General features: G+C 41.6%; 12 protein-coding genes. 5 read left to right on the top strand and 7 right to left on the bottom strand.

Annotated features, from left to right (window positions below):
* Positions 1-217: 217 nt before the first annotated feature.
* From cydD to infA, 4 genes are all read left to right on the top strand, one after another.
* Positions 218-1,984, top strand: coding sequence for a heme ABC transporter permease/ATP-binding protein CydD (cydD, locus tag M998_RS04910; protein ID WP_068907857.1), 1,767 nt, complete (start codon positions 218-220; stop codon positions 1,982-1,984).
* Positions 1,985-1,986: 2 nt separating this feature from the next.
* Positions 1,987-3,729, top strand: a complete 1,743-nt coding sequence (gene cydC / locus M998_RS04915) for a heme ABC transporter ATP-binding protein/permease CydC (RefSeq protein ID WP_068907859.1) — start codon at positions 1,987-1,989, stop codon at positions 3,727-3,729.
* Positions 3,730-3,737: 8 nt separating this feature from the next.
* Entirely contained in the window at positions 3,738-4,442 is a 705-nt protein-coding gene (aat, locus tag M998_RS04920) for a leucyl/phenylalanyl-tRNA--protein transferase (RefSeq protein ID WP_068442108.1), read from the top strand.
* 156 nt (positions 4,443-4,598) lie between these two features.
* A complete protein-coding gene (gene infA, locus M998_RS04925; protein WP_004244560.1) occupies positions 4,599-4,817 on the top strand; it encodes a translation initiation factor IF-1 in 219 nt (72 codons plus the stop codon).
* A gap of 73 nt (positions 4,818-4,890) precedes the next feature.
* On the opposite strand, the gene clpA is transcribed toward infA, so the two are convergent.
* Both clpA and clpS read right to left on the bottom strand, forming a co-directional pair.
* On the bottom strand, positions 4,891-7,176 hold the full coding sequence (gene clpA, locus M998_RS04930) for an ATP-dependent Clp protease ATP-binding subunit ClpA (RefSeq protein ID WP_068442105.1): 2,286 nt from the start codon (positions 7,174-7,176) through the stop codon (positions 4,891-4,893).
* A gap of 31 nt (positions 7,177-7,207) precedes the next feature.
* On the bottom strand, positions 7,208-7,528 hold the full coding sequence (clpS, locus tag M998_RS04935; protein ID WP_068442101.1) for an ATP-dependent Clp protease adapter ClpS: 321 nt from the start codon (positions 7,526-7,528) through the stop codon (positions 7,208-7,210).
* 387 nt (positions 7,529-7,915) lie between these two features.
* Between clpS and cspD the strand changes: the two genes are divergently transcribed.
* Positions 7,916-8,167 carry a cold shock domain-containing protein CspD gene (cspD, locus tag M998_RS04940; RefSeq protein WP_068442098.1) on the top strand — a complete coding sequence of 84 codons (252 nt, stop codon included), beginning with the start codon at positions 7,916-7,918 and terminating at the stop codon, positions 8,165-8,167.
* A gap of 83 nt (positions 8,168-8,250) precedes the next feature.
* On the opposite strand, the gene M998_RS04945 is transcribed toward cspD, so the two are convergent.
* The 5 genes from M998_RS04945 to M998_RS04965 form a co-directional block, all read right to left on the bottom strand.
* Positions 8,251-9,195 carry a DUF1177 domain-containing protein gene (locus M998_RS04945; RefSeq protein WP_068442094.1) on the bottom strand — a complete coding sequence of 315 codons (945 nt, stop codon included), beginning with the start codon at positions 9,193-9,195 and terminating at the stop codon, positions 8,251-8,253.
* A gap of 186 nt (positions 9,196-9,381) precedes the next feature.
* Positions 9,382-10,128: an IclR family transcriptional regulator gene (locus tag M998_RS04950; RefSeq protein WP_068442091.1), complete on the bottom strand. Its 747-nt coding sequence runs from the start codon at positions 10,126-10,128 to the stop codon at positions 9,382-9,384.
* On the bottom strand, positions 10,125-10,958 hold the full coding sequence (locus M998_RS04955) for a nitrilase-related carbon-nitrogen hydrolase (RefSeq protein WP_068442087.1): 834 nt from the start codon (positions 10,956-10,958) through the stop codon (positions 10,125-10,127). The genes M998_RS04950 and M998_RS04955 overlap by 4 nt, the downstream gene beginning before the upstream one ends.
* A gap of 10 nt (positions 10,959-10,968) precedes the next feature.
* Positions 10,969-12,315, bottom strand: a complete 1,347-nt coding sequence (locus M998_RS04960) for a purine-cytosine permease family protein (protein ID WP_068907861.1) — start codon at positions 12,313-12,315, stop codon at positions 10,969-10,971.
* Between the two features lie 462 nt (positions 12,316-12,777).
* A complete protein-coding gene (locus M998_RS04965) occupies positions 12,778-13,473 on the bottom strand; it encodes a FadR/GntR family transcriptional regulator (protein WP_068907863.1) in 696 nt (231 codons plus the stop codon).
* Positions 13,474-13,546: the final 73 nt, after the last annotated feature.

The raw sequence follows: 13,546 nt of genomic DNA on the forward strand, positions 1-13,546 counted from the left end.
CTTCTACATAGCACACAACTTGTACTATCATTCCGCTTTACCTTTATAAAACAATTTAATAACAATCAGTTGAAGATTTAAATAACCTGCTTTTATTATGTAACATATCGTAAGGAAGCTGCTATGATAGAAGAAAATTCTGTTAGATTTGTCGCTTTAAGAACATAATCTAACTGTACTCAATGACATTAAAACTACACCTGCAAGCTAAATCATTATGGATAAATCAAGACAGACTGAATTGGTACGTTGGTTAAAGCAACACAGTGCCCCAGCGAAACGCTGGCTGCGAATTTCTATGCTCTTAGGCCTTGTTAATGGCTTATTGATTATTGCTCAAGCTTGGATTTTAGCAGTGATCCTACAAGCGCTAATTATGGAGAATGTTCCGCGAGAGCAGCTTCTCACTCCCTTTATTATTTTGATTGCCGTTTTTGTTTTCCGAGCATTAATCATTTATGTTCGAGAACGGGTTGGGTTTCGTTGTGGTCAAGTAGTACGTCAAGAAATCCGCACCATGGTACTTGATAAACTACAGGATTTAGGCCCTGTTTGGGTTAAAGGAAAACCTGCGGGAAGCTGGGCAACCATTATTCTTGAACAAATAGAAGATATGCAAGATTACTATTCTCGCTATCTGCCACAAATGTATTTAGCCGGGATCATACCGATTATGATCTTGATTGCCATCTTCCCATTCAACTGGGTCGCGGCATTAATTCTCTTTGTCACTGCACCATTGATCCCTATTTTCATGGCCTTAGTGGGCTTAGGTGCCGCGGATGCAAACCGCCGTAACTTTATCGCGCTGAGTCGTTTAAGTGGAAGTTTCCTTGATAGGTTACGAGGACTCGATACTTTACGCCTGTTTTTCCGTGAGAAAGCTGAAATACAGCAAATTCGTGAATCGACTGAAGACTTTCGCTCAAGAACCATGGAAGTTCTGCGTATGGCATTTTTGTCATCAGCTGTCTTAGAGTTTTTTGCCTCTATCTCTATTGCTGTTGTGGCCGTTTACTTTGGTTTTTCTTATCTGGGCGAAATTAATTTTGGTAGCTATGGCTTACCTGTTACGTTATTTGCTGGTTTTCTTGCGCTTATTTTATCCCCTGAATTCTTTCAACCACTACGTGATTTAGGGACTTATTACCACGCAAAAGCGCAAGCCGTAGGCGCAGCTGAAACCTTAGTGACTTTGCTCAATAGTGAAGGTGAAGAAAAACCTCAGCAAGGGGATCAGGTTTTAAACGGTGAGTCGATTAAAATCGAAGCTAAACAACTCGAAATTTTCGCGCACGATGGTACCTGTCTTGCAGGTCCTTTAGACTTTAATATTGAGCCTCAGCAACGTATCGCACTTGTCGGCCAAAGTGGCGCAGGTAAAAGTTCATTACTCAATCTATTACTTGGCTTTTTGCCTTACAAAGGTTCGGTTAAAGTTAACGGTATTGAATTAAATGCACTGTGTCCTGAAAAATGGCGTGAATTACTGGGTTGGGTCGGACAAAATCCGCATTTACCTGAGCAAACGTTAGTTGAAAATATCTGCTTAGGTAAGCCTAATGCCACTGAATCAGAAATTCAGCAAGCCATGGACAAGGCCTATGTCTCCGAGTTTTTGCCTATGCTACCTGATGGGTTGAATACTCGACTGGGCGATTATGCTGCGAGGTTATCCGTCGGTCAGGCTCAACGTGTTGCCGTTGCTCGTGTACTTTTAAAGCCATCGCGTTTATTACTTTTAGATGAACCAGCCGCGAGCCTTGATGCACACAGTGAGCAACGCGTTATGCAAACGCTTAATCAGCTATCTGAACAACAAACGACACTTCTAGTGACCCACTTGTTGGAAGAAACCATTGATTACGACCAAATATGGGTGATGGCGAATGGCCAAATCATTCAACGCGGTGATTACAAACAATTGAGTCAGTCTGAAGGGGCATTTGCCCAATTACTGGCGCATCGTAGTGAGGAGCTTTGATAATGAAAGTACTATTACCCTTCTTAGCCCTCTATCGTCGACACTGGTTTTTAATTACCCTTGGGATCATTCTGGCTATTGTCACCTTACTCGCCAGCATTGGGTTATTAACGCTTTCCGGCTGGTTTTTAGCGGGTGCGGCGATTGCTGGGTTTCCCGGTATTTACTTCTTTAATTATATGCTGCCGGCAGCCGGCGTTCGAGGCGCAGCGATTTTCCGTACTGCAGGGCGCTACTCTGAGCGCTTAGTCAGCCACGATGCAACCTTTAAAGTACTCGCGCATTTACGTGTATTTGCTTTTAGTAAAGTATTACCCCTTTCACCGGGCGGGATTAGTCGCTTTCGCCAAGGGGAACTGCTTAACCGATTAGTTGCTGACGTTGAAACTTTAGATCACCTCTATTTACGAGTGTTATCACCGATCCTCACCGCCTTTGCGGTCATTTTTGTTTTGATTTTTGGGTTGAGTTATCTCGATCCTCGCCTCGCATGGGTTCTCGGTGGTGCCATGCTGTTTTTATTATTCACCATGCCCTGGGTGTTTTACCGTGCTGGAAAACCGATTGGCCGTGAATTAACTGAATTACGAGGCAGTTATCGCGCCATATTGACCTCTGCACTGCAAGGGCAAGCGGAATTAACCCTGTTTGGCGCCACGGCTCGTTTTCGTCAAAATTTATCTGACATCGAAGATAAATGGCAAGCTCGTCAACGACAACAAGCGGGGCTGACGGGGCTATCTCAAGCTATTATTTTACTTGCATCCGGTTTGACTGCCACGGTTTTACTCTGGATGGCGGCGGAACATGTCGGTGGGAATACTCAGCCCGGCGCACTGATTGCATTATTTGTGTTCTGCGCCCTCGCCGCTTTTGAAGCATTAGGCCCGGTTGCCGTGGCTTTTCAGCATATGGGGCAAGTGATCGCTTCTGCGACTCGTGTATCCCAGCTAATGGAAGCCAAACCCGAAGTCACCTTCCCGAGCGACGGCAAGCAAATTTCTCAGCTAGAAAGTCTTAAAATTGACAATGTCACATTTAGCTATCCTAACCAGCCATTTGCTGTATTAAAAAATGTCTCACTCTCATTAAAAAAGGGGCAACACCTTGCATTACTGGGTAAAACAGGGTGTGGGAAATCAACGCTACTTCAGCTGATCACTCGCGCTTGGGATGTGGATCATGGTGCAATTACCATCAATGGTCAGTCAATTACAGCGTTCAGCGAAGAAGCGCTACGCTCGGTAATGTCCGTTGTCCCTCAAAGGGTGCATGTGTTCAGTGATACATTGCGCAATAACCTTTTGTTGGCTAATGAATCAGCAACTGATGAGGCCCTTTGTGAAGTATTAGAGCAAGTTGGGTTGGAAAACTTACTTGAAAACAAATTAAAATTGAATGCCTGGATGGGGGAAGGTGGTCGCCAATTATCCGGTGGTGAGCAACGTCGATTAGGTATTGCCCGTGCATTGTTGCATAATACACCGCTGGTTTTAATGGATGAACCCACTGAAGGCCTAGATGCGCAAACTGAACAGCAAATTCTCACGCTGTTGAAAGACAAATGTGCAGATAAGACACTCATCGTGATTACCCATCGTATGCAGGGTCTAGAGTACATGGATGAAATATGCGTTATGGATAATGGTGAAATTGTTGAGCAAGGTTCTCATCAAACTTTGTTAGCTGAACAAGGACGCTATTATCAATTTCGCCAACGCCACTTATTTCAGCAAGCCCTCTAAGGCACATCATGTACCAGTTAGATGATGATTCTTACCTATTTCCGCCCGTGTCCGAAGCGATGCGGGAGCCTAATGGCTTATTAGCGATTGGCGGCGACCTTTCATCAAAAAGGCTGCAAGCCGCTTACTATGATGGTATCTTTCCGTGGTTTAATCCTGAAGAGATGCCGTTATGGTGGTCGCCTGATCCTAGAGCCGTCTTAATGGTTGGCGACTTACATATTAGCCGCTCTATGAAAAAATGCTTAAAAAAACAGGTTTATCGTATTACCCTTAATCATGCATTTAAAGAGGTGATCGAAGCTTGTTCTATTCGTGAAGAAGGGACATGGATTGTGCCGGAAGTTCGAGCCGGTTATCTGGCTTTACACAAAGCAGGATTAGCCCATTCAGTTGAAGCTTGGTATGGCGATAAACTGGTCGGCGGTTTGTATGGCGTGAACGTGGGACACCTATTTTGTGGGGAGTCAATGTTCAGTAGAATGAATGATGCATCCAAATTTGCTTTTATTACATTCTATTTTCATTTTTTGCGCTATAATGGGCAACTTTTTGATTGTCAGGTACTTAACCACCATACCGCCTCGATGGGCGCGAAAGAAATTCCTCGCTGGGATTTCTTACATATTTTGTATCGGTGGCGAGACAAATCAATTGATTCGGACTGTTGGTTACCACAAACACTCAGATTGCCACAATCAATTGAAATATAGCCATTTTTCAAACAATGAATTTTGGTTTTACAGTAATTTAATGCCTTCACTAATGATGAAAAGTCGCTTTAAAATGCGACACTTCTTTACTTAGTGCGGGTTTTTGGGCATTATCATGCCCGTTAAAAATCACGGTTATGAGACTTAGAGGATTAGATGGCCAAAGAAGACAATATTGAAATGCAGGGCACAGTTTTGGATACCCTGCCAAACACAATGTTCCGCGTAGAACTAGAAAACGGTCATGTTGTGACTGCTCATATTTCTGGAAAAATGCGTAAAAACTATATCCGCATCCTGACAGGCGACAAGGTGACTGTAGAGTTAACCCCATATGACCTGAGCAAAGGCCGTATTATTTTCCGTAGCCGCTGATTAATTCGTCAGGCAAGGCCTGACATTACCACAGGTGATGTGCACAAAGTACAACACACCTGTGGTTCATTTGTCAGAATACCGCATCCTCCGGAGAGGCCTTGTGTACGCTACTGAAATTATATGTCAGTGTGTTACTTTTTTCATCAAGCCCGATACTTACAGAGCCACCATTAGTTAACGAACCAAATAGTAACTCATTTGCTAATGGTTTCTTCAGGTTATCCTGAATAATGCGCGCCATAGGTCGGGCTCCCATTGCTTTATCGTAACCTTTCTCACACAACCAACGGCGAGCCTCTTTGCTCACTTCAATCGATACCCCTTTCTCATCCAACTGGGCTTGTAATTCAACAATGAATTTATCAACCACTTGCGTAATGATTTCAGGTGTTAATGAATTGAACCAAATAATGCCGTCGAGACGGTTGCGGAATTCAGGTGAAAAAGTTTTTTTGATTTCAGCCATCGCATCAGTACTGTTGTCTTGATCGGCGAAACCTATTGCACGACGATGTGTTTCTTGCACGCCTGCGTTAGTAGTCATCACGACAACCACATTACGAAAATCCGCTTTACGCCCGTTATTGTCGGTTAATGTGCCGTGATCCATTACTTGCAGTAAGATGTTGAACACATCAGGGTGCGCTTTTTCTATTTCATCTAATAAAACAACTGAATGCGGATGTTTAATCACTGCATCGGTGAGTAACCCACCTTGGTCGAAACCAACATAGCCTGGCGGCGCACCAATTAAGCGGCTCACCGTATGACGTTCCATATACTCTGACATATCAAAACGCAGTAATTTGATATCCAGCGCTTTTGCCAACTGTACCGTCACCTCGGTTTTACCCACCCCCGTTGGCCCAGCAAACAGAAATGAGCCGACAGGCTTGTGTTCCAATCCTAGTCCAGCACGATTCATTTTAATCGCTTCTGACAGCGCTTCGATGGCATTATCTTGCCCGAAGACTAGCATCTTCAAACGTGAATCAAGGGTTCTTAGCTTGTCTTTATCACTCGACGATACTGTTTTTTCAGGAATACGGGCAATCCGGGCAACCACTGTTTCAATTTCAGGTACGCCAATGGTTTTCTTACGTTTGCTTGGGGCGATTAAACGGGTGCTTGCCCCTGCTTCATCGATGACATCAATGGCCTTATCTGGAAGATGTCTATCTGTAATGTATTTAATCGACAAATCTACCGCCGCCTGGATTGCTTTCGCGGTGTAGCGCACATCATGGTGAGCTTCATATTTCGGTTTTAATCCGCTAATAATACGGACGGTTTCTTCCGGTGTTGGTTCAACAATATCAATTTTTTGGAAGCGGCGTGCAAGCGCTCTGTCTTTTTCAAAAATATTGCTGAATTCTTGGTAGGTTGTTGAACCAATAACCCGAATACGCCCACCCGATAATAGAGGTTTGATTAAGTTTGCTGCATCAACCTGACCACCCGATGCGGCACCAGCACCAATAATGGTATGAATTTCATCAATAAATAAAATACTTTTTGGATCTTTTTCGAGCATTTTAAGCAGCGCTTTAAAACGCTTCTCGAAATCACCACGATATTTCGTACCCGCAAGGAGTGAACCGATATCTAATGAATAGAGGGTGCAGCCTTTCATCACTTCAGGCACATCATCTTGTTCAATACGCCATGCCAAACCTTCAGCAATGGCGGTTTTACCCACGCCTGATTCTCCCACTAAAAGTGGATTATTTTTGCGGCGACGGCAAAGGACTTGGATAGTTCTTTCTAATTCGGCCTGACGTCCCACCAGCGGGTCGATATGACCTTTCTTAGCCTGTTGGTTTAGATTGGACGTAAAGTTGTCCATATGGTCTTCTGAGAGCGGTTGCTCTTCATTTGGTAAGCTATTATCAGGTAGATCTTGCTCTGACGATTGAGACTCTTCGCCTTTGACTGTTCCATGAGAGATATAATTGACAACATCTAACCGGCTCACATCGTGTTTACGGAGTAAGTATGCCGCTTGAGATTCTTGCTCACTGAAAATAGCCACAAGCACATTCGCACCGGTGACTTCGTTACGGCCTGATGATTGAACATGGAAAACCGCTCTTTGTAATACACGCTGGAAACTCAATGTAGGCTGAGTTTCTCGGTTATCATTTTCAGGTAACAATGGTGTAGTTTGCGCGATGAAGTGTTCCAGTTCTTGTCTAAGCGCGACAAGATCAACCTTACAAGCATCTAATGCTTCACGTGCAGAGATATTACTCAATAGCGCCAGCAATAGGTGCTCTACAGTCATAAATTCATGTCGACTGTCTTTCGCTTTGGTAAAAGCTACGTTTAGACTAAGCTCCAGTTCTTGATTGAGCATAAGCACCTCCCAAAATTGATATTAAGCCGGATCAGACTTTTTCTATAGTGCACAGCAAAGGGTACTCATTTTCTCGTGCAAATGTATTCACTTGCGCCGCTTTTGTTTCAGCAACCTCGGCTGTAAAAACACCACAAACTCCCTTTCCTTGAAAATGTACATCTAACATTATCTGTGTAGCGCGTTCTTCATCAAAAGAAAAGTATTTTTGTAACACTTCGACAACAAATTCCATCGGAGTGTAATCGTCATTATTTAATAGTACCTGATACATCGATGGCGGTTGCAGCGTTTGCTCAACTTCATCCTTAAAAACGACATCTGTTTTAAATGTGCCAAAAAAATCACTCATTACTTTCTTGCTCAGTCTGCTTGCTCAGTGTTTAACTTCAATTTAAGCATAGTCTTTATTATCAATGATTTCTATCAATCAAATAAATCGCTAATAAAGCCTAAGCCAATAGATTTAGTGACTGCTTGATTTAGTAAGCGATAGTGTATCATGCCAGTAAACGCAACTCATCTGCCTAACAATCTGTGAGCTATATCAAATATCATATAGGTTAACATTTGAAGCCCATCGAATTATTAACACTTTTTTAGAATTACGTAAACTCACCACTTGACCTGAGAATGCAATTAACTACAGTATGTTTTACGACCAATTATTATTGGTATTTATACTTAGTGATTGCGTATATTTTAGACATTTCTAGCAATAATATTTAAAGGATAAAATATGGAGACAGGTATCGTTAAGTGGTTCAACAACGCAAAAGGTTTTGGTTTTATTTGCCCTGCCGATGGTGGTGAGGATATTTTCGCACATTATTCCTGTATCCAAATGGAGGGTTACAGGACACTAAAAGCAGGTCAAAAAGTTAGCTTTAGCATTAATATTGGCCCTAAAGGAAACCATGCAGATCTTATTGTATTAGTCGAGGATAGTACAGAAGATGTCCAAAAAAGTGATGCTGAATTAAATCAATAGCCTAGTGTAATAGAGCACAGTTAATTATTTTTATCATATTGATAATCATCATAATTAACTGTGACTATTTTTATAATTTCATCTTATTTTTTAGGTGTCTTACCGGCAGTCTGTAAGTGAGACATATCGCCATACAATGAGGTTAATAAATTAAATTGTGCCTCATCATAAAACTGACAAGTCCCCTCGCCGAATTCTTTAGCAACCTCGATCATAAATTTCACGGTAGCCGCGATATCTATCTCATGGCTTGCCCCTGTCGAACAGCCAGGCACTACCGTTTCAGTGCAAATCGCAACGCCGACTACCGGTACAGAGGTAGAAACGGAAGGTTGTAAGATACTATTAATATGATGAAGGCCATTACCATATGGCGTGATATCTTGAACCGATAATGGAAATGTCACCGCTTTTTGGCCACTGCTCCATTCCATTAAACGAATTAAATCTTCAGAAACCGGCAATATATAGCCACCTTTTACCGTCGGTGACAATGCATAACCTTTATGATTTAGCAGCCGATTTCCTTTGGTTGTGTCTACGGATAAAATTGCATCCGCTTCCATAATGGCTTCATGTTCATTCATGGTCGCATCTTCAAGTGGCGAATCCATAAAATCAACAGGCGTATGAGGACGAGTAGGTGCTGTTGGGCAAATATGGGTTGTAATAACCACATCCCCTGACAGTAAATCGCCTTTCTCTCTCATTTGAGCTAATTTAAGTGCGGCAGTAATTGCGGCTATCGCACCATCAGCATCGGAAACGACACCAATACGGGAGGGCCTTGCACCAATTCCACCTAACCGGCCGATAATACCGAGTGTTGGTGCTTCTTTACCTTGTGATTTACCCTTTGAGCCAGGGATCACGATACGGACAAAATCACTTTGCCCTTTATTATCTTTTACGGTTTTGGATGAGGCATGAATTCCTGGGAAAGTCTTAAATAATGCAATAACATCTTCCCCCTTAACATTTGCGCAATCGATTAACTCGTAAACGCAAAGGGTTTGCTTTAGACTCATTGTACTTCCTTTAACTCTAATTATTTTTTTAGATAGCATTGGGCTACTCAGGTTTTGTTCTAAATAAAAACCCTTTCGCCCGAATAACCTTTAACTTCACATCATTAAAGGCTATTTTTCCTGGTGAAGGCGTATTCACGCACTTGAAATTTTATATTAATTATATTGACTACTTGAACTACACAACTACTTAGTACTACGTTTTAGCCAATAAGGGTCACCGACCATACAGCCAAGGTAAGACGCCTTATGGCAAAGATTAGTGGATAAGCTCTCCATAACCTCTTGACTCATTTGTGATTCTGGCAAACTCAGGCACAATGCATACAGTGTGTTTTGTGCAGGGTCATAAACCGTACTCGATACAGAAGCAACTCCTGGCACAGCCTCATTCACCGAAAATGCCCAGCCACGCTGTTCAATTAAATCAAGTTGTGAAGAGAGTTGCGCTTGTTTGTCTTCTGGCTCCTGACTGATTATTTCAGCTTTTTCATGGGGCGATAACCGAGACAATAAGGCGCGACCCGTTGACGTCCCAATAATAGGGAGTCGAGTTCCAGGTTGAGTAATCACTTGCAACATACTATTACCAATACGTGCATGTACCACTCTGACTTTATCGCCATCAAGCGCTGAAACATAACTGGTAAAACCTGTATTTTTTGTTAGCTCATCAAGGGCTTCTAAAGTCATATCAATCAGTGGATTCATACCACGAGCACGATGCGCTAGCTCCATGATCAATAAACCTGGCCTATAAATTGGGGCATTATCTTTCTTTTCCAACAAGCCCAACTCCGCCATTTGTTTCAATAAACGAGAGGCAGAACTTTTTGGCATTCCCAATTCATTAACCAGTGTTGTCACTGTTAGCTCGTTACCCGAACGCAGAAACAAACGATAAACATCAACAACACTCGATAAGATACTCATAGCGGGGGATCCTGAGCTAATAAGTGATAACTTTGCGGCTTTCTATCCCTTAGATAGGGAACACTTAAGCGAGTATGCGCCTGTGCAAGGAAATCAATTTCACCCATTAGTAAGGCTTCGCCATCACAGTGAGCCTCGCAAAGTACTTGTCCACGAGGCCCTAACACTTTACTACCACCGAAAAGATGTAAATCACCCTCATGACCCCAGCGATTAACAGCCATCACATGCGTGCCATTTTCTAAAGCACGGCAGGCGCTATTGATGTCCCAGACATCTCTATCTTGTACACACCATGCTGAAGGGGCTAACAGTAGCTCCGCCCCTTGCAAAGTTAAGATGCGTGCAACTTCTGGGAAGCCCATGTCATAACAGATCATGACACCAATCTTGCCGATTGGTGTCTCAAATACCGGAAAGCTGTTACCACAGCTAAACCATTGTTTTTCTATACCAAATGCATGTACTTTACGAAATACACCACTAATGCCATTACAGCCGGGGTTCCATACTCCAACGGAGTTATAGATATCCCCTAAATAGTGACCGCGCTCGACAAACCCACTCACTATGGTTATATTCAATCGGGTTGCTAGTGCGCTAAACAGGGTATAAGTCTCACTGCCTTCACTGTCACTCAGATCCCACAATTTGGTTGATAACAGATCGCCGCGGTAGCCCGTTGTCGCTAATTCAGGAAAACAAATCAATTTTGCCCCCTGCTTCGCCGCTTGTTCGCAAAATTCAGCCATTCGCTGTAAGTTACCCTGTTTATTGCCTAATTCAGCGTTGAATTGAGCAAGAGCAACCTTAACCGTGTTATTTTTCATCGCAAAACCCTTAGTCTACGTGTTTTACTTTGCGAAAATGAACGGTATCTACACCTTTAACTTTCGCTTGCCAGCGCATAGCAATCCAATAAATTACCGCACCAGTCAGCAACGAGTTCAATGCAGGTACACCAAAGTCAGCATTAAATGGCCCCAACTCAGAGGTTGCCCAACCAACGATAACCGCCAATAACCACACAAAAAGAGTAATCGGGTTATAAGCTTCACAGCTTGGCGGTAAAATGCCTTGTTCGCGAGTGATATCTAATTCTTTTCTATCACGTTTTAGTAAATAATAATCCACGACCATAATGCCGGCAACCGGTGGAATTGCGATACCTAAGTAGATTAAGAAACCGATGAAATTATCTAAAATGCCTAACATTGATGCGATTGTACCGAAAATACCGATAACCCAAGTCAGGTAACGACGGTCAAAATGCTTATTAAAAATCGCATTAAGTAAGGTAGAAAAGCCTAATGATGATGAATATAGATTGATATCATTCATCTTGATTGTTGAGAAGATAACAATTGATGCGCCAAGTAAGCCTGTCAACGCCATCATCAAATCGAACACTTGGCTAGTTCGTAATGCCAGTGCCATCAAAACAGCAATCATATTAACGAAAAGTTCACCAAAAAATGTGCCGATAAGCGTCATCCAAAACACATCTTTGGGTCCCTTCATAAAGCGGCTAATATCTGGTGTTGTCACAGCCGCGATAATAAACCCACCAGCAACCATCGTAATTGCGGCAGGCATTGTCATAAGTGGTCCGGCAGGTTCGGTTGCATTAATCAATGTGCTAATGTCATGACCCGATAATAAATTATAAGTTACCCAACCTAATGCAAATAAAAATAGCGGCGTTGAGATATTGGCAGTAATAGATAAAAATCGATACCCATATACTGTTATAACTGTCACCGCAATACCTGTAATAAGTGACCAAGTCCCTGGTGTTAGCACGTTAGTCGCTTTATACATACCATCCGCAAAGAAGCCATTTTGTACGCCAAACCACCCCATTAAGGAGATTGCAATCGCACCTCCAATTAATGCAGAGCCTAACTTACCAAATCCAGCCCATCTCGAAAGTAGACTGATTGACATTCCTTCACGGCAAGCAGCCGCTCCAAGACCCCAGCTAACGACCTGTAAAATTACAGAACCTAGCATAGTGGCCCAAAACGCCTGCCAAAACGTTAATCCATAACCGAGAGCTGCACCTAACATCACTTGCGAAACACAAGCTAGCGCCCCAATACGTAGAATCAACACTTCATAAAATGGTCGACGAGCACTTTGAGGTACTCGAGCCAAAGAATAATCTTCACCTACTTTATTCGCCATATATTGCACCTGCTGTGTGGTTGTCTTTGCTTTATTTAGCTGGCTTATTATAAGTTCCATTAGATGGAACTAGGTTTCATTTATTCTATATGCAAATAATATCCATGATCGATACCAAATCGCAAGTAGAATTTATCTTTTCAGATGTTTTTTTATTATGAGTTAATTAATTGAATGTTGAAATACAGAGAAGTAAAAAAAAATAGACCGATAAATGAACAGGTTAAAATTCACTCATTAGATTAGCAGAATTTGACAAAAAAAGACGTGTTCCATTAAATAGGACTATTCTTGAGTGAAATTTTCATGAGAAAATATAAAACTTAAGGAATTATTATATAGAAAGTGAGCTATTATTTTGAATATATTCCTATTGATAACAAAACATCAGCGAAGGAAATAAGCATTCCCTTCGCCATACCGAAACAATTGAATACATAAAATCTCTATGGGTACCTGTTCTTAAAAACTATCCATTGTTAATTTAAAGTGAGTATCCATTTTCAATCCTGTACCGACATGATCTTTTCTTTCAATTGCATATAAAATATCAAAATGTATGTCGATTATTTTTTTATGCTCTTCATGGTTGTTTTGATTCAATAATCCTGCGGATATAGAACCACCTAACGCACCTCTAAGCGCTTTTAGCATCAGTCCATATAACGGATTTTGAGATATTTCAGCTAATGCCAAGTGAAAAGCAATATCACTTTGAATAAACAGATCCCAATCATTCGAAACCAAAAGAGATTGCTGCATTTTATCGGTAATTTTTCTTAAATGAATATAATCATTTTTATTACCATGGATTGCCGCTAATACGGCAGAATCAACTTCAATGGCACGCCTAAGCTCTAAAACTTGGCGATAGTTAACCTGCTGTGTAACTATCGCATGATTAAAAATAGTTTCTAACGGGTTTGAGTTTAATTTTTGTATCTTTGGTTTTTTTCCACTACTGATATCTAAAATACCTAATATTGAAAGACTTTGAAAAGCCTCTCTAACAACCCCTCGGCTAACACCTAAACGTTCAATTATCTCTTTTTCACTTGGTATTTCATCACCTGGATTGAGATTAGATTGAGAAATTAAAGATAAAACATAGCTTCTAACTTGCTCTGAAAGAGTTTGTTTTTCAATTAAAGGATGCAATTTAAAACCCTCAATAACATCATTATCTATTTAATTTAAAATAAAAAATAAGACAATCACTCTATTTTAAGAA

Origin of the sequence: Providencia heimbachae ATCC 35613 (assembly GCF_001655055.1) — a bacterium.
In the GTDB taxonomy this organism is placed as follows: Bacteria; Pseudomonadota; Gammaproteobacteria; order Enterobacterales; family Enterobacteriaceae; genus Providencia; species Providencia heimbachae.